The sequence below is a fragment of the Pseudomonas sp. SIMBA_041 genome, from assembly GCF_046535095.1.
GTDB classification, from domain to species: Bacteria; Pseudomonadota; Gammaproteobacteria; order Pseudomonadales; family Pseudomonadaceae; genus Aquipseudomonas; species Aquipseudomonas mucoides.
Genome location: NZ_JAWRXJ010000001.1, coordinates 339,177 through 360,861 on the forward strand (window position 1 = coordinate 339,177; position 21,685 = coordinate 360,861).

The window sequence follows — 21,685 nt, forward strand, 5'->3', positions numbered from 1 at the left end:
GCTGAGTGCTCAGCCCGATCAAGCAGGATCAGGTCGCTCGGCCAGGAGCTGTCATGTCTCAACCCCGTGCCCGGATCGCCTCACAGCTTGGTCTTGCGCTTGCCGTGATACTGGCGATTGTCATCACTGGCAGTACCGTGTTCGCCCTGCGTTCGCTGGACACTGCCAACCTCGCCACCCGCGAAGAGCACCTGGCCAGTGAAGCCCGGTTGCTGGCCGATCAGTTGAGCACCTTTCACGGCACCTTGCGTGAAAGCACCCAGCGTCTGGCCGGTCTGTTCGAGAAGCGCTTCAGCGTCGGTCTGAGCGTGCACCCGGAGGAGCCGGTGGCGGTGGCGGGCACGCAGACTCCGGGCTTGCACCTGGGTAGCGAAGTGTTGAACAACAATTTCAAGGAAGTCGACGAGTTCAAGCAAATGACCGCGGGCGTGGCGACGTTGTTCGTGCGCAGCGGCGAAGACTTTATCCGGGTCAGCACCTCCCTGACCAAACAGGACGGCAACCGCGCCATCGGCACGCTGCTCGATCACGCTCATCCGGCGTATGCACGCTTGATGGCGGGGCAGAGCTATGTCGGTCGCGCCTTGCTGTTTGATCGCTCCTACATGACGCAATACACCCCCGTGCGCGACAGCAGCGGCAAGGTGATTGCCGTGCTCTTCGTAGGGTTCGATTACACCGACGCGCAGAACGCGCAGTTCGAGAATCTTAAGCGTTTCCGCATCGGCCAGACCGGCTCCCTGGCGTTGCTCGATGAGCAAAGCAAATGGCTGGTGCCGATTTCGGGTGTGCAGGCACTGGATCAAGCTGTCCCGGCCATCGTCGGACTGGCGAAGACACCGGGAAAAGGCCAGTTCTGGAGTGATAAATCCGAAGATTTCTACAGCGTGTCCGTGCCGTTCGATGGTGGCCCATGGTCGGTCGTGGCGAGCATGCCAAAAGCTGAAATCAGTGCGGTGACCTGGAGTGTCGGCATTCAATTGGCCATTGGCAGTCTGCTGGCGATGTTGATCGCGGTCGGTTCGGCTGTCTGGTTGCTGCGCAGCAAACTCGCGCCGCTGGGTGATCTGGTGCGTCAGGCCGAAGCCTTGGGCGCCGGTGATTTGAGCGTGCGCCTGAACGTGGCGAGCAACGACGAGATCGGTCAACTGGCCCGCGCGTTCAACCAGATGAGTCAGGCCTTGTCGACCATGGTCGAGCACATTCGCAAGGCCTCGGCCGAGGTCAACAGCCGTGCGCAGGCATTGTCCGGTCTGTCCGGTGGCGCCTACGAAGGGATGGAGCAGCAGTCCGGCGAGATCACCAGCATGGCCGGCGCCGTGGAGGAATTCAGCGCCACGTCCCTGAACATTGCCGACAACATGGGCAACACTCAGCGGCTCGCCCAGGAAAACGCCCAGCAAACCCAGATCGGTCGTACCTCGATGGACGAAGCCTCAGCATCGCTGGAACAAATTGCCGGTGCGTTGAACAGCACCGCGACGGTGATCAACACTCTGGGCCAGCGTTCCCAGGAAATCGGCGGTATCGTCGGTGTGATTACTGCGATTGCCGAACAGACCAACCTGCTGGCGCTGAACGCCGCCATCGAAGCGGCTCGCGCCGGTGAGCAGGGCCGTGGCTTTGCGGTGGTGGCCGATGAGGTGCGTAACCTGGCATCGCGCACTCGTCAGGCCACTGACGAAATATCCGGGATGATCAACAGCATCCAGCAAGAAACCGGCAACGCCATCAGCACCATGGAACAGGGCAATGTGTTGATGCAGGAAGGTCTGTCGCGGAACGCCAATGTGGCTTCAGCCCTGGCGCGGATCGATGAGCAGAGCCGTTCGGCCGGTCAGCAGTTTGCGGCGATTACCACCGCGACTCAGGAGCAAAGCAGCACGGCGACGTTGCTGAGCAGCAACCTGCAGAGTATTGCGTTGGCGAACAGTGAACAGCGGGAAGTGGTGTCGAACCTGGCGGTGACGGCCAAGGAGCTGGAAAGCCTGGCGGCGGACTTGCGCCAAGAGGTTGACCGGTTTCGTTGAGGCGCCTTTGAAATCGCTTTCGCGAGCAGGCTCCGCTCCCACAGGGTTATAGGTTGTTCCGCTCTCTTGTGAGCGACACAAATCCTGTGGGAGCGTGGCTTGCCCGCGATGGGCCCACCTTAGTATTCAAGCCAAGTGACTAGTCGCACTTGGCATTGCTCGACACTTCCTTGGTCGCCTGTTTCAGCTGACTACCCAGCTCAGCCGCATTGGTGCTGCTGTAAACCCGGCCACCGGTGTTTTCAGCGATGCAGCGTGACGGGCCACCGGCGCCGATTTTCACCACGTTGACCCGCAAGCGCGGTTGTTCCCTGGCGATTCGGCGGGACACCGCGCAAGCGTCTTTCTGGCAACCGTCCTCACCGTCGACAAACATCACGATCACCGCATCGTTATTGCGCCCGTCGACCGTGCTCGCTGCGTAGGCCAGGCTGTCGGCCAGCGGCGTACCGTCGTTGGGCACCAGTCCGCGGATCCCGTTGATCAACCGCTGACGGTCGCCGAACCGGAACACGCCCTGGTCCGGTGTTCTTTCGCAACCGGCGAAGGTGATCAGGCGTGTGTCGATCTTTGGATCGAGCCCGTTGATCATGCCGGCCAGCGAGTCCTTGGCGACGTCCATGCGGCTGGGCTTGGCGAAAATTTGCCGGGTGCGGTTCACGTCCAGGTACTTGTTCATCTCATTGCCGAAGAACCAGTCCTCATCGGATTTCACCGACTTGATGTTCAAGTCCATCGAGCCCGAGGTGTCGAGTACCACCACAAATTGCGGAGGCACGGCATCCGGCGCTTTTTTACGGCACGCGTAGTTATCCAGCGTCGGGGCTGGAGGTGGCGGCGGTGGTGGCGGTGGCGGTGGCGGCGCGGCCGGTTTTGGTGGTGGGACCGGCTTGGGTGGCGGCACTGGTTTTGGTTCGGGCACCGGTTCTGGTTCCGGAACAGGTTCCGGTTCCACGACAGGCTCGGGAACTGGCTCTGGAACAGGCTCAACCGGTTTCTCGACGGGCGTCACCACGGGCGCGACCGGCGCAACCGGTGGCACCACGACAACGGGTTCACGGTGCAGGAACCACCAGAGCCACAGCGCCAGCAGCAACAGCAATGCGAGCAAGGCCGCCGCGATCCACCAGCCACGACGCGACGGCGGTACGACTGGCACCACCGGGACCACCGGCGGCACGATGGGCTTGGGCGGACGCTGGTGCCAGCGCACCACCAACGGCTCACCGTTGAGGCTGTAGAGTTTGTCCAGCTCTGGCGTACCGAGCAGGCTGCGCAGGTCTTCCGCTTCCTTCGGTTGACCGCGTCGTTGCAGTTCGTCCGCCAGCTGTCCGAGGGACGTCTGACGCACTTCATAGGTTTGCAGCAAACGTCGTTGCGCGTCCTCGTTGAGGTCGGCGTAGGGCGTGGGTTGGCCACCCAGTTCGGTCCACCATTCCAGCACGTCGCCGCTGCCCATCCGCGGGATAGCAAACAGGCTGGCGACGGTCGGCGGAAAGTGTTTCTGGATGAGGGCGACTTTGGCTTGCAGCGCACTCATCCCCTCCGGTGTGGCTTGCGCATCCCTGATGACCCGCTGCATGACGACGATTCCTGAAAAAGTGCGGGCCTCCGTCGGGAGGCCTGCGGGGTGAAAAGTTACTCTTCGTAGCCGAGGCTGAATTGCAGTTGATTGACCTTCTTCTGCAACGCCTTCAGCTCTTCCTGCTTGGCCGCCAGGGTTGCGGGCGTTGATTTGGTCACGGGCGCCGCTTGCGAAGCCTTGAGCTGCTGCTCGAGGCCGGCAATCTGCTTCTGCACCGAGCTTTCATTGGCATGCCGGGCCTTGAGCGAGCTCAGCAGTTGCCCCAGCGACTGATTCAGCGTTGCCTGGGCTTTCTGCTGGCTGGCCAGGTCGGTCTTGGTGCTGAGCTGCTGGGCCTGGATGTTCTCGTACACCTGACGGAACATCGCGTTTTGTTGACGGGACTCGCTCAGGGCCAGTTCCTTCTGCTTGACCTGATCGCTGTAACCACCGGAGTAGTCGCAGTTCATCTTGGTCAGCATGCTGCTGTCGCGATTGGTCGCATCGCATTCGCCCGGCTTGGTCGCGCAACCGCTCAAGGCCAGGACGGCGGTGAGGACCGCCAGTTGTCGTAACGTCATGTGCTTAGCCCAGGGTGATCGCGGAGCGTTGGCTGTACAGACCGTCGACTTCCTTCTGCAGGGCGGCGACTTTCTGGTTCAGTTTCATGATGTTCATGTCCACCTGCTTGATCTCCGCACCGGTGGCGCCTTGTGCACGCTCGGCGTCTGCCACTTTGGTGTACTCGGTGACTTTGGTGCGCATGTTGCCGAGGTCTTTGCGCAGGCGCGCGATGTTCGAATCAATCTCGGCGATTTGCACCTGGGCCTTGGCCTTGTCGACTTTCTTGTTGGCGATGTCCTTTTTGATCTGGGCGATCTGCGCCTGATCGTCATTGATCACTTGCTGAGCGGTCGCGGTACGGGCGATCACGTTCTGCGTGTCTTGTTCGACGTCGCTGTTCATTTTAGCCAGGCGGGTGGTGGTGTCGGCGTATTCGCTGCGACGCTGATCCAGATAGTAGTTCGCGCCCATGGCCACACCACACGCGGTAATACCGGCGGCGACGGCACACACCGCTTTGTTGTTGCTGTTGGACAGTGCGCACGCGAGGATGCCGACACCGGCGCCCATGGCACAGGCCTGGTAGCCGGACTTGCTGAAGAACTCTGCGTCCTGGCCCTGGGTCAGGCGCGGGTCGGCCCCGCCGCTTTCGCCGAGCATGGAGCTACCGGTGTTGGCGCAACCGGTCAGCAGCAGGCTGCCGGCAACAACGAAAGCGATCTGTAGCTTGAAGCGAGTCCAAAGGCTGCGCGACATGGTGAAACTCCTAGGTGACGGTGTTGACGCGTTTTTATTGAGGTGAGTTATTGAGTGACGGCTTTGCAGCTGCTCAGCCAGGCTTCAGTGTCGATCTTCTGTTTTTGGAGGAACGCTTTCTGATTGGCCCAGTGGGTGCGCAAGTAAGGTTTCAGGTCTTGCAGCTGTTTGTTGCGGGTGATGATTTCTTCCATCACCGGCACCTGAGTTTCAAGCAGTGGCTGGCCGTACAAGGTCGCCGATTCCACCAGGCTGCTGGCGTAGTAACGGCTGAGTTTGTGCAGGCGATCCTTTTGCTCGTCGAGCTTGGTTTTACGCATGTCGCAGCTCGCGTCCTTGTCCGCGCTTTCGCAATTGAGCTTGTAGTTCTTTTGCAGGAAGTCCACGTACTGGCCGTCGTCGAGCATCTTGGTGCACAAGAATGCGCCCAGATTGAGGCTGGCGCGAATCGCCTGGTCGCGGGTTTCTTCTTGCTGCTGGTTGCTGGCGCGCAACTGGTTCTCCAGGGCCTGGAGTTTTTCCTTGAGCGCTTTGTCTTCGACGCCCGAAGCGAGGCTGTTCAGGGATTGCACCGTGCCTTTGTCGGCGGATTCGGTTTCCTTGCTGCCGGTGCCGAGTTTCTTCCAGCTGGATTCGATGCTGGCGACCCGTTCGCGAGAGGTCAGGGTCGGTGAGACCATGACCAGGCGCAGGCCCGTGGTTTTGTTCTTCACCTGGCCGTCGGCGTTGTAATACGGCGCTTCCTTGCGCAATGCCGTGCGCAGGTCGGCCTGAGCGGTCAGGTAGTTGCCGCCGCGCACCACATAGCCGCCGGCCTGACCGTGCTGGCGGTCGAGCTTGTTCAGGCGAAACGGCTCGAACATCATTTCGTCGACGTTGCCGAGCATGTCATGCAGGCCCAGCGGATTGGGCTTTTGCAGACCGGACAACTGCACTTTGCCGTTGGAGGATTGCGCCCCGGCGAACCACTCGTAGGCATTGATGCCGTCCGGCATCGGGTAATGCGTATCGCGGAATTCAGCGGCGCTGACTTCCAGCCCTCCGCGTGCGGCGAACTCCCACTCGACTTCAGTCGGCAAGCGCAGGAAGCCCTGCGCGCCGTCTTCCTTGGGCAACTTGTCGGCCGCGTTTTTGCGCAGCCACAGGTTGTACTTGTCGGCGGCTTCGATGGCTTGCACCCAGCTCACGGCCGTTTGCGGCACGCGCAGTTTGGTGGCAGCGGTGGGGCAGGTGGCTTCGGTCAGCGCGGCGTATTGCAGCTGACTCATCTCGTACTTGGCCATCAGGTAATAGCGGGATTTGTCGTTTTTGCCGCCCGTGAAGCTACCGGCGATGAACGTCGGCCGGGTCTGCTCGACGTAGCCGTATTCCGCGCCGTCCTGACCGATGTTGATCGGGTAGTCGTCGAGCGGCCCGGCCACCGGGATGAACACCTTGCGAAACACCATCGAGCCTTCGCAGGGCATCGGCAGCACCACGTCGGCGGCGTCCGGCATCGGGTTGTAATACTTCTCTTCCCAGCCCGCCGCCGAGGCGTCGAGCAAATAGCCGAGGCTCAGGGGCAACAGCAAGCCAAAACGTTTATAGCTCACGCAGACTCTCCGCAGGTTGGATGTTGATGGCTCGCAGGGCGCCGACCACGGCCACCAATGCGGCGACCAGAAAGGTCAGGAGCAGGGCGGCAACGCCATGCCAGACGGTGATGTGGCAAACGAAGGTGCCGGTGGCCTGGCTGCTGCCCAGCAAGTAGTCGAACAAATGGCTGCCGACAGCATAAAACCCCAGCCCGCCGATGTAACCGGCCAGGCTCAGTATCAGCGCTTGCAAGACCACAAAACCACCGACGGCCCGACGCTTGAATCCCAGCAGGCGCAGGACCGCCAGGCTTTTACGCTTGCGGTCGATGTTGGCCAGGAACGCGCCGACCATCGACGCCACGCAACCGATCAGCGCCGCCACGGCAATCACGCCGAAGATCAGTCCCAGCACATGGTTGATGGCTTTGACGTTGTCGATGTCGGCCAGCCGGCTCGACGTTTCGATGTGTTGTTCGTTGAGCCAGTGCTCCAGCGGTGCGACCTGATCGATGTTGCGTGCATACACGCGGGCGCGGGCGTACAGCGGTTGCAGATTGCCCAGCGGCTTGCCGGTGGCGACGCCGAACGCACTGACCTGATAACCGTCGCGAAAGTGCTCCAGGTCCAGCAGCAGCGGCGGGGCGACAAACCCGGCCGCACGCCCGAACCGGGCGCCGTCGAGCACCGCCAGCACGGTCAGCGTCATCTCGCCGCGTTCATTGACCCCTTCGAGGCGCCGCAACGCCCGCAGTTGCACGCTGTCGCCAACCTTGGCCTGCAAACGTTGCGCGGCGCTGGCGCTGAGGATCACTTGATTGCCGACGGGGGTAAGCGACGGCAGGTTCAGCTGTGGATCGCCAGGTTCCGTGGCGATGATTTCCGCACCTTCGACAAACCGTTGCATGCCGATCAGCAGGTCTGCCTGGGTATTGAGCGAGCGGGTCTGGCCGAGGGCAAAACCGGTTTCGGGGCGCAGGCGCAAACGCTCGATCCAGGCCGTGTCGTAGTTGCCGTTGCTGAGCATCTTCACTTCAAGGTTGCGCGGGTCACGCAGCAGTTCGTCCTGCAACTGGCTGACCACCCCGTGCTTGAGCCCGAACAGCAGCAACAGCGGCGCTATCACCGCCACCAGGGACGCGGCGATGCACAGCGAGACCTTGCGGTCGTGCCAGAGGTCTTGCAGCGCCAGTGAGCCCAGCAGGCGCAAGCGATCAATCCATCGGTTCAAACAGTGTTTCTCCCTGATGGCTGATAGCGCCGAGTCGCGGCAAGCCGAAATCCTTCAGCAAGGCCCAGTCATGGGACACCACGAGCGCACTTAACCCCATGCTCGACACCAGGCTCAGCAGCAACTCGAACAAACGCCGGGCGCTGTGCGGATCGAGCGCGGCGGTCGGTTCGTCGGCCAACAGCAGCAGCGGTTCATGGGCAATCGCCCGAACGCAGGCCACGCGTTGGCGCTCGCCGATCGACAAGGCCTGCGGTTGTTTATCCAGCAACCCTTGCAGGCGCAACACGTCGACGGCGTGGTCGATGTGTTCGCTGTTCGCCGACATCCCGAGCAAACGGCGCGGCAGGCTGATGTTGTCGCGCACGCTCAGGAACGGCAGCAAACCGCCGCTCTGCAAAATGAAGCCCAAGTGCCGTGAACGCACCGCTGCGAGCGCCGGCTGGTCGTCGGTCGCCAGCAGGTGGGCGATATCCTGAGCGTGCGTCGGGCCCAACCGAAAGCGCTCGAGCTCCACCGGCGCGAGCAACAGGCCGATGGCTTCGAGCAAGGTGCTTTTGCCGCTACCGCTCTCGCCGGTGATGGCGAGGATTTCCCCGGCACCGATCTGCAAATGCGGCAGGCGTACATGATGAGCCAGCGCGCCCTCACCACGGCGCACCAGCAGGTTCTTGATATCGAGCATCAGCGTCTCGTTAAGGCATCATTTCCAGTGGCACGGGGTAAACGTTGTCCCGCGCATCGCTGTCTTTGGCTAAAGCAACCCAGCGGTCGACGTCAGCGTTGTAACGCTGGTAATGCCGCAGTTTGGTGTTCAGCGTGCGGATGAATTTCTCTTGCGCCAGACCGTCCCAGCTCTTCCAGGTCTCTTCATCCAGGTTCAGCACTTCGCTCTGGTAGGGCAGGTCTTCGAGGTACTCGCCGAGCACGCCCATGTCCGCCAGTTTGGCGTTGCTGTTCTGCTTGAGCTGATTGGGATCGGCGCCCATGGTCGCCGCCACGGAACGCAGGCGATCGAACATTTCCGTTGGCGAAATCAAACCTTCGTTGGCGGCATCGAGGATCTGCTTCATCACGTCGCTCAAGTCGCTGAGCTGCGACTTCGTCAGCAGTACCCGCACATCGGTCGTCGGGATGTTCTGCTTGATCAGGTCGCGGTCGGTGATCCACGCCTTGAACACCGGCGGGGCCTTGCTGTTGGTCTTCTCGCCGAGATAGGCCAGTTGCATGGCGTGGCCGATCAGCGCCGCGTCCTCGAGCATTTTCTTCTCGGCCGGGTCCTGCTTGGCGTTCGCCGCACTGCCGATGGCGTCTTCACCCATGTAGGCGGCTTTCACCTGGGTGGTGATCGCGGCGGCCAGTGCGTCGACCTTGCGCCCGAACTCATGCACATCGCCCGCGTCCACCGGGTAGTACAACGAGGTGTTGGTGCCCGGGTAAGTCGACAGGTTCTTGTATTGCGCCTCAGCCTTGGCGTGGTCCTTGGCCCCGGCCGGGGTTTTCAAGTGCAGGGTGTAAATCGCCACGCCGGGGTTGGCGGCCTCGATACGCACCTGCGCAGCGCTCAACCCGGTCTTCGACAGCTTGTCGTCGCCTTCGATGGCGCCGGCATCGGTGATCAGCACCACATAGCGCGCGCCGAACTGGCTCCAGTCGACCTTGTCGATACTCTCCATGACACCGGCAAACGAGTCTTCGTCGAAGCTACTGCTCGACACGGTGGCTTGTTTGAGGTCGGCGATCTTGGCAAAAAAGTCGGCGCTGTCTTTCACCTTGGTCGGGTCGGCGTACATCTTGGTGGTGTATTCCAGCCCCGGTACCGCCTGGGTGTTGGAGCGGAAAGCGACCATGCCGAACTTGACCTGCTTGCCGAGGTTCTGCGCTTCGATCTGCTGATAAACCTTGCGGATCGCCTCGCGGGTGCGGTCGATGTACGGGTCCATCGAAATCGTCGAGTCGATGACAAACACCACGGCCGCACTGAACTCCTTCAGTTGGTTGGTGTTTTTGTCCTCGGCTTCCTTGCCGCCGGCAGCGCTGTTGGCAGCACCGGGCTTGGCGTTCTTGTCATCCGGTTTGCTGACCGACGCGACGTTCAGCAGGCGCGTGCGGAAACCGCTTTCGGTCATCACTTCTTCGCCGCTGAGCACCGGCAGCAGGTAGAACTGCTTTTGCAGGTCGACGAAGAATTCAGGCTCTTCCGCCAGCACGCCTGGCGCCTGCTGACCCTTTTTCAGCTTGGCCCGCAGCGGTGCAACTTTGCTCACCGGGTCCGGCGCATCGAGGATGGCTTCGACGGTGGCGCGGTCCTTGAAAAACAGCAGCCGGTCGCGATTGGCCGGGTTGGTGAAGGCCAGTGTCAGCTGCATCTTCCAGTCTGTGGTGCAGCCGGCCGGCAACCAGCCAATGGTTTTGCCATAACTGTCGGGGCCGACTTTCAGCCACTCGGCGTTGTTCGCTTGGGCGCGCTCGTACACGTAAAAGCGGCTGAACACCGGCTGTTCGTCACCGGCGGCACCGCCCGCCGTCGGGCTGATCTTGCAGCCGGGTGTGGTCAGCACGCGCTGGAACAGGGTCTTTTTACCGGCCTGGATCAGTGGTTTGTCATCGGCCTGGGACAGCGGGCTGATGCACAGCGCCAACAGGGCGGCGCCGCTCAACAGGAATCGACTCAGGGGAGAGCGCATCACTTCTGCAACTCCTCGAAACGCTGCTTGGCTTCGGCGTTGTTCGGGTCTTGGGTGAGGATGGTTTCGTACCAATAGGCGGCGGTGGCGTTGTCCGCGGTCGGGAAACACTCGCTGGCCTTCAGGTATTTAGGGTCGTATTCACGGGCATAAGCGTTGGCGATCAGCGCGTCACCGGCCTGGGCACGGTTGGCGTACAGCCGTTGGGCGACACCGCAGTGTTTGCCGGCCTTGGCCTGGTTGATGATCTCCAGCAACTTGGCACTGTCGGGCGCCGCCTTGATGCAGGTCTGGACGAAGGTCAATTCGGGCAGGCTGTTCATGCTTTCGAGAGTGCAGGCTTGAGCGTCGGCGCCGGCCGGTGCGGCAGCAGGGTTGGCGGCTACCGGGGCAGGCGCCGGGGTGCGTTTGTAGAACCAGAATCCACCACCCGCGGCCAGCAGCAACAGCACGACAACCAACAGGCCGATCAGGCCTTTGTTGCTTTTCTTCACCGGCGGGGGAGGTGGTGCGTAGTCGGGCTCGTGGGGCACTGACTCCAGCTCCACTTCGGGCTCGGCGGTGGACAGGACCAGTTCCGGCAGCTCCGGGATTTCCAGGATTTCCGGTGCTGGTGCCGGTGCACTCGGCGCCGTCAGTTCGGCGCCGCCATACGTCGAGCGCGTCTGGCCGCCGGCCGTGGACGGCAACACGCCAACGCCTGGGCGAACCACGCCTTTGTCGGTGTGGCCGTGGCTCTGCTCGCGCAGTTCGATCTGGAATTGCGAGTTGGCGCCACCTTCCAGCAGCGGGTCGACCACGTCCGGGCCGACCTGCGCTTCCAGGCCATCGCCGCTGTCCGTGACGTTGAAGCGCGAGACCTTGAACCAGAATGGATTGTTGCTCCAGGCCTTGTGGTCCTGGAGGTAAAAACCGTCCTGGTTACGCTGAATGGAAAACTCCAGCTGTTCCTCGCCACCCTGCCATTTCTTCACAGTCAGGCGGGCCTTGCCAGGCACATTGGGCTCTAACGCGAGCAGGTCGACACGAATTGGCATTACTTATCTCGCTGCGAAGGCTGTGAGCACTTTGCCCAGCCGTTCGTTCTGTTCAGGGGTGATTTCACGTCCGGCACCATGGCCGGCATTGTCCTGCGTGATGTAGGCCAGGCCCGAGAGCCAGTCGCCGAGGTAGCGCTGCGCCTGGTTCGCCGGTTGTGCCGGCAGCACGGGCACTTGTCCCGGGCCAACGTCGGTGTAGAACGAGAACAGCGGCGCCTTGGCCCCGGCGCGGCTGTTCGGACGCTCGCTCACCGGCTTCTGCAGGTAGCCGAACCAGGACACGAAATCGCGCAGCACACGTTGCACTTCGAATACCTGGCGTTCGACCAGTTGATCGCGTCGCGCGCCACTTTGTGCACGCTTGAGGACGGCGCGACTCAGTTGCCCCGGCAAGTCCTGGCGATAGCCGGCGGTGATCAGTTCGTCGACCACCGCTTCGAGCAAGGCCTTTTCCAGGCCGAGCAGATTGAGCAGGCTTTGGCGGGTGGTCAGCTCGCGCAGGTGCGCGATCCAGGCCTTGAACGCCGCTTTGGCGAATCGGTGCTCGTTGCTTTGCAGCTCGGGCGCGGGGGTACCGTTTTTGCTGCTGACCGGTGCGTCAAGGCTCGTGTCGTCACCGAAATCGAAATCGAAACCGGCGTCGTTGCCGTACAGGCTCTGGCTCGGCGTCGGGGCGGCCGGCTCGTCGTTCGCGGCTGGCTCGTCATCGGTTTCATACACGCCGCTGAGGTACAGGTCGCGCACTTCTTCGCTCGGCATGTCGAGTTGATCGATCAGCTCGCCGAGCACGGCCGGGCGCCGACCCAGACCAGTCAGAATCATCTGCGCCTGGGCTTTCTTCGCGGCGGCGGCACCATCGCCATCGGCGTGGTACCAGGTGCTCAAGCCGTGAGTGGTCAGGCCTTCGAGGCATTCGCTCAATTGTTCGCGGATGCGCTGCAATTTGAATTCGATGTTGGCCACGCCGGTGAAGCTGCTGCTGAAGTGACTGATACCACCGTCATCGTTGCGCAGCATTTCCGCCCAGGCATTGACCGGATTTTTGATGTGTTTGCACACCAGGGCGTTGCTGGCGAAGCTGCTGCCCAGTGCGTCAACACGCTCCTGATAGATGGCATTGAGGCCGGTTTCCGCACCGCTCGCGTCTTGCTCGATGAACGCCGCGTCCATGCGCGGTTTGCGCACCAGGAAGGTGTTCTGGAACGGCGTGCCGGCCCAGTCGCTCATCCAGCTCAGGCTGCCGAAGCGCTCCAGCATGGTCAGCTTGACCATGCCGTTCCAGCTCTCGTCGTACTGATCCGGCGTCAGGCTCAGGGAGTTGGTGATGCGCAGGTCGAGCATGGTCAGCGCCCAGATCAGACCGGTGTCGCGTTTGCTGCGAGCGGCCGAGTCGGCGCCCTGGGTTTTTTCGATCCAGCGGGTCAGCACCGGGCCCACGTCGTTGACGTCGCTCTGCTTGGTCGAACCGGTGCAGACCACTAGCGCGTTCATTTCCTGGTTGTCGGTGTAGCGCTCGAACAGGTAGGCGACCTTGCCCCGCAGGATCAGCTGCGAAACGGAGTTGTCCTTGGTGGCGGATTGCGGATCGTTGGAGTCGGCGATCTCGTGCAGTTTCTTGCGCCCGCGATAACCGGGGAAATCCAGCAGGTCGACTTGATTGACGATGTCATCCAGCGGCGCTTCGATCAGGCGGAAGGTCATTTCGGCCGTCAGTGCCGCCAGTTGCGCGACCGGGATGCCCTGACTGTTTTGCAGGCGACCGCCAATCAGGGGGCGAACCTCGATCGGCAAGTCCCGTGGGCTCCCGAAGCGTTCGAGGATGTCGACGTTCATGATGCTGTCGCGCTGGCTGTAGGTGTCGTTTTCGAAACTCACCAACGCTTTCAGCGGTGCGAACACGGTTTCGGGCAGGCCCAGCGCGTGCAGCGCACCGGCCAGTTGCTGGTACACCCGCGTCAGCTCGCTTTGCTCACCCCACAGGATCGAAAACAGCTCGGCCCGTTCCTGGAAATTCAGGCGTGGCGCCAACTGCAACGCTTTGGGCCAGTACAGGTGCTCAAGTTTTTTCACCGAGTTGCGGAAGTTGTCGCGCAGGTAATCCCACAGCGACACTAGATCGTCGGCGTTGACGCCCGTTTGCAGCGGCCCGGTTTCGCGGCCTTCGAACGGTTTGAGCACGCGCTGGATGCGCTCTTCGTCGATCTCGTAGGAAATGCGCTCAAGGTCGAAATCCTTGAACCAGGAGTTGGCGAGAATCTTCGCCAGCTCGATTTCCTTGAACAGCGTGAGCTGTACCGGAAAGTCATTGTCCTGGCTTTCCGTCGCGCGACGGCTGAAGCGTGTCACCAGACCGGTGGCTTCCTTGCCGCCACCGACCGGGTTGATGTGCTTGATGAAGTCCAGGCGCTGGCCACCGAAATCGGTTTCCAGTTTGCCATTCTGACCTGCCGCGAGGGCCGAAATCAGGTAGGACTTGCCGGCCTGGGACAAGCCGAAAAAGCCAATGGTCATCGGCGTGCAGGCCACGCGGCCGAGGCTGTGAGCCAGGTTGCGGGCACGGTGCAGGCGGATGTTCAGGTTATCGGCTTCGCTGTCCAGGCGCGGCGCGTTGCCGCGCGTCTGGGCAATCCAGTCCAGCGCCTGACCGGCGCCTTCATAAACAGCGGCCCAACTGGCAGAGAGCTGAGTTTGATCGGGGGTCAGGTCATTCATTTGCGTTTCACACTTCCACTGTCGAGCCAGTACTTGGTCTCGCTCAGGCCGGCGTCGAGCATGGTGTTGAGTTCCAGCTCGAGGTCGCTGCGCGGGTTGAAGTTGACGTTGTTACAGTTGGATTCGATGTTGCGAACCGAGAGGCGGTCGCTGACCAGATCCTGCTTGCGGGTGTACTTGTCCGCTGGCTTGACCTCGAACCGTACCTTGAGCAGCGGCGCACTGCCGTTTTCACCGATCGCCCGGGAAAACTTCTCCCGACCGGCCTTGGTGAACCGCAAGGTGTACAGCGGCGAGGCGGCCCAGCGGTCAGCGGCCAGTTGGCGGAAACCGAGGCGCAGATCGCCGCGCATTTCCAGTTGTGGCGTGTCGGCGGCTTCGCCTGTGCCGATTTCCGGCAGCTTGATTTTGTAGTCTTCGGACTGGATGTCGCGGTACAGCACGTCGGCATCCTTGATCACGTTGTTCAGGTCGATGACGCCGATGTGCTTGACCGTCGAATACGGCTTGAGCGCCGAAGAGCGGAAGTAGAAGTTCGGCACGCTGTGGTTGGCGCACAACAGGCACAACATCGCGCCCACCGAAGCGGTGCTTTTCGGGTCGTCAATGCGGCCGTTCTTGTGGAACGGGTACCAGCCGCCGGTGCGATAGTTTTGCAGCGCCAGAATGCGCCCGGGTGGCAGCGGCAGCACCTTGCGAATGAACGCCTGGATGCCGGGCAGACGCGAAGGGCGGCCAGTCAGCAGCAGAACATCGCACGGATAGTGCGCGACCACTTCACAGAGTGCGCCGAGGATCTTGGTGATGTTGATCTGATCGTTGAGAAACGCGGCGTGGAGCTTTTGCAGGTCGAAGCCGATCAGCGATTCGTACAGGTCGAAACCGCTCTGGCCCCCGACATCGCGGCGCACGGCGGCGTTGACGTAGTCGAGCACGGTCTGGCTGATCGCGTTGTCACCGAGCAATTGGCGATAGCTTTGCGGGGTGACTTCTTGAGGGACCTGCGGATCGTAGTGCTCGTACGCCTTGAGCAGCGCCAGGCCCAGTGGGACGAACACCTGCAGGTTCAATTGCTGGCGCAGGATCATGTCCTGAGCGCTGACCGACTCGTCGCCACACAGACGCGACATCAGTGAATCCGGGGCTTTCACGCCCGCGTTCTGCAAGGCTTTTTCGAAGCTCGGCAGAATGAAGTCTTGAATCACGTCCAGCAGGATGTCGTCACCGGCCACTTTGAAGCCATCGCGAAAACGCTGTTCGGGCACGATGTGCACGTTGCTGCCGCTGCCGGTGTTGCCGGCGCGGTCGAGGCGGTAGTCGGTGATCACCAGGTCGGTGGTGCCGCCGCCGATGTCGATGGTTGCCAGGGTGATGCGTTCGCGGTCGGTCTTGTCGGGCCGGGCGATGGTGTCGAAAAACTCTTCCGGGTGACCGGCGAAGTTTTCGTTGACCTCGGTGTACAGGTACACCAACTGTCCGCAGGAGGCTTCGTCCCATTCCACGCGAATGCTCGGGATCGGCGTGCGCGGGCTGACAGCCTGATCCAGATGCGGGTCTTCCTCGCCGGCATGCCAGCCGAGGCTTTTCCACACCAGGCCGATGGCTTGCAGCATGCGTTCGTTGAGGATGCTGCGCTCGGCCTGGGGCATGCCCGGCGGCACGGTCAGGGTGATGCTGTTGAGCTGGCGCGGCACGCGGGTGTGACCCTGGCGCGAGCGCTGGGCCGGGCTGTTGATTTGCGACAGCGCCTGGGCCAGCACTTCGGCGAGCATGAAGGTCATCAGCGAGCTGCGCGAATAACGCGGCATGAACACTGGCAGACGATCATCTTCTTCAAGGCTGTACAGCGCCTCGCCGGTTTCGTTGATCAAGTGCGAGAACGGCGCGGCGGTGGCGTACGGCTCGCTGTCGGTCTTGATGTACGAGCAGTTGAAACGCCAGCCGTGGCCGTAGGCATTTTCGTCCCACAGGTAGCGTTTCGGGCTGGACAGGCCGGTAGAGCCTTCGGTGCCGCGACGACGGCTGGCCAGACGGCTGGCCTCATTGCCGACGCGGGCAATCGTCGCCCACTGGAACGCATCGTGCCGGCCGCTCTTGACCGAGCAGTGGTCCTTGCCGAAGTACGCCTGAGCGAATTCCACGCGGCTTTCGAACGGTAGGTTGTAGGTGTGTTCCGGGGTGATCAGGTCGCGCAGTTCCAGCACGTAGTTCTGCTTCAGCCCGGAGCCGGCCTGACCGTGGTTCTCGATCAGGATGCCGCAGGTGCGCGAGTTGCCGACGTCCAGCACCAGGTCCACCGGAATCGGTTTGACCAGGCCATTGCTGTCGTTGGCGACCACTTTCAGCTCGGGGATTTCAACTTTCGCACGGGCCGTCGATTGCTGGGCGGCGGACGGTGCGCCCAACAGGCTGAGCAAATTGAGGTAGTGCGCCAGGTGATAGTTGGCGCGGATATCGGTGTCCAGCTCCGCGCGCGAACGGTGGGCATTGCCTTCGTTGAAGACTTCCAGCAGCCACTCGTTGACCCACGGCTGCGCCAGGAACCAGCGGGTTTCGCTGGCCTTGGTTGCCAGTTTGAAGGACACACCGGAGCTGATGTCCTCTTCATTTGGCGCCAGGTAAGCGGTGCCGTCACGCTTGGGCATGACGCGGCTGTCGAACGCCATCGTCAGACGGTGAGTGTTGCCGTCAATGTCGGGTGTCGCCAGTTTCACCAGGCGCATGCGCGACCAGTTGGTCGGGCCTTCATCGAAGCGATGAGGCGGCATGAAACGGAAAAACGGAGTCGGCAGCCAGACACCGTCGAGCAATTCGAGGCTGCTTTTCATGTCGACGCTGAACGCAGGCTTGGCTTTCTCGATCTTTTCCGGTTCGGGCTCGTAGAAAAAGAAGTCTTTCTCTTCGTTGTACGCCAGGCGGCAGATCAACCCGCTGATCATCGGCGCGAATTCGCCCGCCGGTTCCTTGCGGGGATCCAGGCGCAGGGCGAAATCCATGAACTGGATGCCGGTGTCGCTGACCAGCGTGACGGTGTCTTCGAATTGGGTGACTTCAGGCAACATGTCGGGTTATTCCGTTTTTATTCGGCCACGTGCCGCATGGACATGGGGAATTGATCTTTTCCGTAACCGCCGGTGCAGTCCGCGACCGTGGTCGCCCCTTTGCGGCAGTTGACCTTGGGCATGTCGTACGTGCTGCCGTCAGCGCACACGGCCTGACCCTGGCTGTCGATGGCCAGGCTGCCTCCCTTCATGGTAGCGCTCACTGGCCCGCTGCACTTGGTGCCGTCGGCCTGATGCACGGTGACTTCGCCCTTGCCGTCCTTGAGCTGGTACTCCAGACGCAGCGGTTTGCCGGTCCGGCGATCCTGAATACCCGCCCCGGCACGGTACTGACCGTCGAGGAACTTGGCGGCACCGTCAGCGGCGTCTGGCGGAATGCTCAGGGGAGGGCCGGGTTTTGCGGCAGCGGCGGGTTTTTCGCCCTCGGGGGAGGTGATATCCGGCGGCGCGGTTTTGTTTTCGGGTGGTGTGGTTGGCGATTCGGCGGCCGGGTCTGCTGCCGGGTCTTTGGCGGGGTCTTGGGTCACGCCGGCGGGCGCTGTGTCAGCCTCGCTACCTTCGACCGCGGGCGCTTCTACTCCATGAGTGCCGGTCACGGCGGTGCCAGTTCCTGTGGTGGAGCCCACGACAGTGCCATTCACCGGAACGCCATTCAGCGTCGTGACATTGCCAGTCACTTGCGGCTCTTCCAGTTGTTTTTCCACCGGCACGATGCCCTCAGGCAACAGATCTACCGCCACCGACGGAATCGGCACGCAACCGCGCAGGCCGAGCAGCAACCACAAAAGCAGCAGCAGGAGCGGCAGCAGCAACAGCCACCACCAGCGACGCCACCATGGACGAGCAACCACCGGTACGACGGGCGCAACAACAGGCGCGGGTTCGACCTCAGGTGGCAGCGTGAACGCGGGCGGAACCTGATAGAGGCAGTGCAGGGGATCGCGAGTGCCGTTACCGGCATGCTCGAAACCCCAAAAGGTCAGCACCGGTTTGCCTTGCACCAGGTAGACGAAATTCTCATCGGGGAAATGAATGACGCGCTTGAGCAGCTTGCCGAACACGGCTTTGTCGCCTTGCTGCGGTTCGCCGGAATCAGTCACCAGGAAACGCTGGCTCAGTTCCTCGAGCGCGGTTTTCAGCGCTTCAAGTTGGCGGCGGGCAGGGGCGCGTTCTTCTTCGGTCGCACTGCTCCACGGGATCACATCACCGTCGAGGCCGCTGTACCAGTCGATCTGGTTACCGAGCTCATCGCTTTGGGGGATGGCCAGATGATCGACCAACTCAGGATTTTTGCGGCGAATGGCTTCGCGCAATTGCAAGGCAGCCCGGTAGACCGGCTGACCTGTTTCACCCAGGGCAATGAATGACCCGCTCTTACCGCTGCGTAATAATGCCCCGCGCATTCAAACTCCCTATGTTCCGTTGCGCAAAAATGACAGACAAAAGCGTCTGCGCTTGCTCCTGCAATTAGCTGGCGACCTTAATGTCATAATGATGTCGCCGTCAATTAGCGGAGGTCCAAAACCGTATGAGACTAGCGTAAGTGCGCAGAGGTTGCATGAGGTCAATTTGAATTGACGTGGGAAGGTTTGGTGGTGTGCTTTTTTAAGCTTGCTGAAACGATTCATCAGCGCTATAAAAAACCCACAACTCCAAGAAAGGCTTTCCCCATGACCCCGCTCAAATTCGCTGTCGCACTCGGCGCGCTCACCGCTGCCTCTCACGCCCTGGCCTGGGATTACGTATTGCTCGACAGCGACAAGGCTCCCCAGAATTGGCAGATCACCAGCCAACAACTCGGACTGAAAACCGACCGACCTTTTTCCGTGACCCTTCGCACCTTGCACGGCGGTCGGCAAGAGGGCGTCAGCATCGTCGACATCGATAACGGCACGATGAAACTCTCGGTGGTACCGACCCGCGGGATGAACGTCTTGCAGGCGTCGGTTGGTACTGTGCGCATGGGTTGGGATTCGCCGGTCAAGGATGTGGTCAATCCGTCCTTCATCGAACTCAACGGCCGCGGCGGCCTGGGCTGGCTCGAAGGCTTCAACGAACTGGTTGCCCGCTGCGGCTACGAATGGGTCGGCCATCCCGGCATGGACAACGGCGAACTGCTGACCCTCCATGGCCGCGCCGCCAACATCCCGGCCAGCAAAGTCACCCTGCACATCGATGAGAAACCGCCTTACGCCATCAGCCTGCGTGGCGAGCTTAAAGAACAGGCGTTCAAGAAAGTCGACTTCTCGGTGATGACCGAACTGGTCACAGAGCCCGGTAGCGTCACGTTTGCCCTCAACGACACCCTGACCAACAACGGGGATTATCCGAAGGAATACCAGGCGCTGTACCACAGCAACTTCAGCACGCCGTTCCTGGAGCAGGGCGCGCGGTTTGTGGCACCGGTGAAACAGGTGTCGCCATTCAACGACAAGGCCAAAGGGGATTTGCCGGATTGGCAGACTTACCGTGCGCCGACCAAGGACTACGACGAGACGGTTTACAACGTCGTGCCCTACGGCGACGCCAAGGGCGATACGCTGACCGTGCTGCATAACAAGGCCGGGAGCCTTGGGGTGTCGGTTGGGTTTAATACTCAGCAGTTGCCAGTGTTTTCGCTGTGGAAAAACACCGATACGCAAGGGCAGGGGTATGTCACCGGATTGGAGCCAGGGACGAGTTTTTCCTACAACCGTCGGTACCAGCGGCCGCTTGGTTTGGTGCCGATGATTGGGGTTAAAGAGCAGAAGCAGTTTCAGATTCATTACAGCCTGTTGGCAGATAAAGGGGCTGTGGATAAGGCGCTGAAGCGGGTGAGCGAGATTCAGGGTGGGCGGGAGACTGAGGTGCGGCAGGTGCCGTTGGTTGATCTGACCAAGGAATGACTTTCGTCAGTTTGTGCTTGGCCGATACTGCAATGCCTCCGCCAGATGTTCGCGGGTGATGCCATCGACCTGTTCAAGGTCTGCCAAAGTGCGTGCGACTTTGAGCAGTCGATGGGCTGACCTGAGTGACAAGGTCAAACGCTCGCAAGCAGTTTCCAGCCACGCCTCGTCGGTTGTGGATAACTTGCAGTGTCGACGCAGCCCTGGCAAATCAAGGAATGCGTTGGCACAGCCTTGGCGTTTGTTTTGAAGCTCCCGGGCGTCGGCGACCAGTACCGCAGCAGTGGCGGTGTCATCACCGGGTTTGAGCGCAGGATTCAGAGCCGTGGCTTCTCGGGCGACAGTCAGGTGCAGGTCGATCCGATCCAGCAGAGGCCCCGACAATTTGTTGCGATAACGCTGGACCATGTCCGGTGTACAACTGCATTTGCCGCTGGGTTCGCCAAGATATCCACAGGGACACGGGTTCATCGCGGCCACCAGTTGAAAGCGCGCCGGAAACCTCACGCGATCCTTGGCGCGGGAAATCACGATGTGCCCGGACTCCAGCGGTTCCCTTAAAACCTCCAACACCTTGCGATCGAATTCCGGAAGTTCGTCGAGGAACAGCACGCCATGATGGGCGAGGGTGATCTCGCCGGGTTGCGGCTTCGAGCCACCGCCAACCAATGCCGGCCCCGAGGCGGAGTGATGGGGCTGGCGGAATGGTCTTTGCGGCCAGTGGCTCAAGGGCACGCAACTGGTGACGGATTGAATGGCAGCGACTTCCAGCGCCTCGTTTTCGGCTAACGGGGGAAGCAGCCCCGGTAACCGACTCGCCAACAACGTTTTCCCGGTCCCCGGCGGTCCGCTAAAGAGCAGGTTATGAGCCCCGGCCGCCGCAATCAGCAATGCGCGCTTGGCCGAGATTTGCCCCTGCACTTCATTCAAGTCCGGATAGGGTTTGCTGGCGTAGAGCAAGCCATTGGAAACGTAGGGCTCGACCGGCGTATGTCCGTTGAAGTGAGCAACGGCTTCCAGCAGATGGTCCACGGCAAACACCTTTAACCCCGAGGCCAGGCACGCTTCCTCGGCGTTCGCCCGTGGCACCATCAACGAGCGTCCGGCCTTGCGTGCAGCCAGTGCAGCCGGCAACACGCCTCTCACGGCACGTACCGCGCCGGACAACGCCAGCTCTCCCAGGCATTCAATGTCATCCAGCGTCACCGTCGGCACCTGCACGCTGGCGGACAGAATCCCCAAGGCAATCGCCAGATCGAATCGGCCGCCGTCCTTTGGTAAGTCCGCAGGCGCGAGATTCAGCGTGATGCGCCGCGCCGGGAATTGCAGACCGGAGTTGATGATCGCGCTGCGTACCCGATCCTTGCTTTCCTTTACCGCCGCTTCGGGTAATCCGACCATCGTCAATGACGGCAGACCGTTGGCCAGATGGACTTCTACGGTAACGGCGGGCGCATCGACACCAATCTGGGCGCGGCTGTGAACGATGGAGAGGGACATGGTCGTTCCTTGAGCTTTACGGGAACCGCTTCCTGCGGTTTTTTGAAGGGTAGTCGGGGGCGTGTGATGGCGCAGGCGCC

Annotated in this window: 14 protein-coding genes; 2 read left to right on the forward strand and 12 right to left on the reverse strand. The window is 61.5% G+C overall.

The window, feature by feature from the left end:
• Positions 1-53: 53 nt before the first annotated feature.
• On the forward strand, positions 54-2,030 hold the full coding sequence (locus tag SB725_RS01585) for a methyl-accepting chemotaxis protein (protein WP_059181960.1): 1,977 nt from the start codon (positions 54-56) through the stop codon (positions 2,028-2,030).
• A gap of 139 nt (positions 2,031-2,169) precedes the next feature.
• Here SB725_RS01585 and SB725_RS01590 read toward each other — a convergent pair whose 3' ends face one another.
• From SB725_RS01590 to SB725_RS01640, 11 genes are read right to left on the reverse strand one after another with little or no spacing between them, the layout of a single operon-like run.
• Positions 2,170-3,612, reverse strand: a complete 1,443-nt coding sequence (locus SB725_RS01590) for a vWA domain-containing protein (RefSeq protein WP_410921189.1) — start codon at positions 3,610-3,612, stop codon at positions 2,170-2,172.
• A 56-nt stretch (positions 3,613-3,668) separates the two neighbouring features.
• Positions 3,669-4,175: a hypothetical protein gene (locus SB725_RS01595; RefSeq protein ID WP_027926377.1), complete on the reverse strand. Its 507-nt coding sequence runs from the start codon at positions 4,173-4,175 to the stop codon at positions 3,669-3,671.
• 4 nt (positions 4,176-4,179) lie between these two features.
• Positions 4,180-4,914 carry a hypothetical protein gene (locus tag SB725_RS01600; protein ID WP_027926378.1) on the reverse strand — a complete coding sequence of 245 codons (735 nt, stop codon included), beginning with the start codon at positions 4,912-4,914 and terminating at the stop codon, positions 4,180-4,182.
• A gap of 47 nt (positions 4,915-4,961) precedes the next feature.
• Positions 4,962-6,506, reverse strand: coding sequence for an SUMF1/EgtB/PvdO family nonheme iron enzyme (locus SB725_RS01605; protein ID WP_027926379.1), 1,545 nt, complete (start codon positions 6,504-6,506; stop codon positions 4,962-4,964).
• Positions 6,496-7,719 carry an ABC transporter permease gene (locus SB725_RS01610; RefSeq protein WP_027926380.1) on the reverse strand — a complete coding sequence of 408 codons (1,224 nt, stop codon included), beginning with the start codon at positions 7,717-7,719 and terminating at the stop codon, positions 6,496-6,498. Before SB725_RS01610 ends, SB725_RS01605 begins: the two co-directional genes overlap by 11 nt.
• On the reverse strand, positions 7,703-8,404 hold the full coding sequence (locus SB725_RS01615; protein WP_027926381.1) for an ABC transporter ATP-binding protein: 702 nt from the start codon (positions 8,402-8,404) through the stop codon (positions 7,703-7,705). The genes SB725_RS01610 and SB725_RS01615 overlap by 17 nt, the downstream gene beginning before the upstream one ends.
• 10 nt (positions 8,405-8,414) lie before the next feature.
• Positions 8,415-10,406, reverse strand: a complete 1,992-nt coding sequence (locus SB725_RS01620; protein ID WP_027926382.1) for a vWA domain-containing protein — start codon at positions 10,404-10,406, stop codon at positions 8,415-8,417.
• On the reverse strand, positions 10,406-11,443 hold the full coding sequence (locus SB725_RS01625) for a hypothetical protein (protein WP_410921190.1): 1,038 nt from the start codon (positions 11,441-11,443) through the stop codon (positions 10,406-10,408). The genes SB725_RS01620 and SB725_RS01625 overlap by 1 nt, the downstream gene beginning before the upstream one ends.
• 3 nt (positions 11,444-11,446) lie before the next feature.
• The gene (locus SB725_RS01630; protein WP_027926384.1) at positions 11,447-14,158 is read right to left on the reverse strand and encodes a putative virulence factor; all 2,712 of its coding nucleotides are present in this window, start codon (positions 14,156-14,158) and stop codon (positions 11,447-11,449) included.
• Entirely contained in the window at positions 14,155-17,220 is a 3,066-nt protein-coding gene (locus SB725_RS01635) for a virulence factor SrfB (RefSeq protein ID WP_027926385.1), read from the reverse strand. The genes SB725_RS01630 and SB725_RS01635 overlap by 4 nt, the downstream gene beginning before the upstream one ends.
• A 17-nt stretch (positions 17,221-17,237) precedes the next feature.
• Positions 17,238-18,623 carry an SrfA family protein gene (locus SB725_RS01640; protein WP_027926386.1) on the reverse strand — a complete coding sequence of 462 codons (1,386 nt, stop codon included), beginning with the start codon at positions 18,621-18,623 and terminating at the stop codon, positions 17,238-17,240.
• Positions 18,624-18,890: 267 nt separating this feature from the next.
• Between SB725_RS01640 and SB725_RS01645 the strand changes: the two genes are divergently transcribed.
• On the forward strand, positions 18,891-20,105 hold the full coding sequence (locus SB725_RS01645) for an aldose 1-epimerase family protein (protein WP_027926387.1): 1,215 nt from the start codon (positions 18,891-18,893) through the stop codon (positions 20,103-20,105).
• A gap of 6 nt (positions 20,106-20,111) precedes the next feature.
• Here SB725_RS01645 and SB725_RS01650 read toward each other — a convergent pair whose 3' ends face one another.
• On the reverse strand, positions 20,112-21,605 hold the full coding sequence (locus SB725_RS01650) for a YifB family Mg chelatase-like AAA ATPase (protein WP_027926388.1): 1,494 nt from the start codon (positions 21,603-21,605) through the stop codon (positions 20,112-20,114).
• Positions 21,606-21,685: the final 80 nt, after the last annotated feature.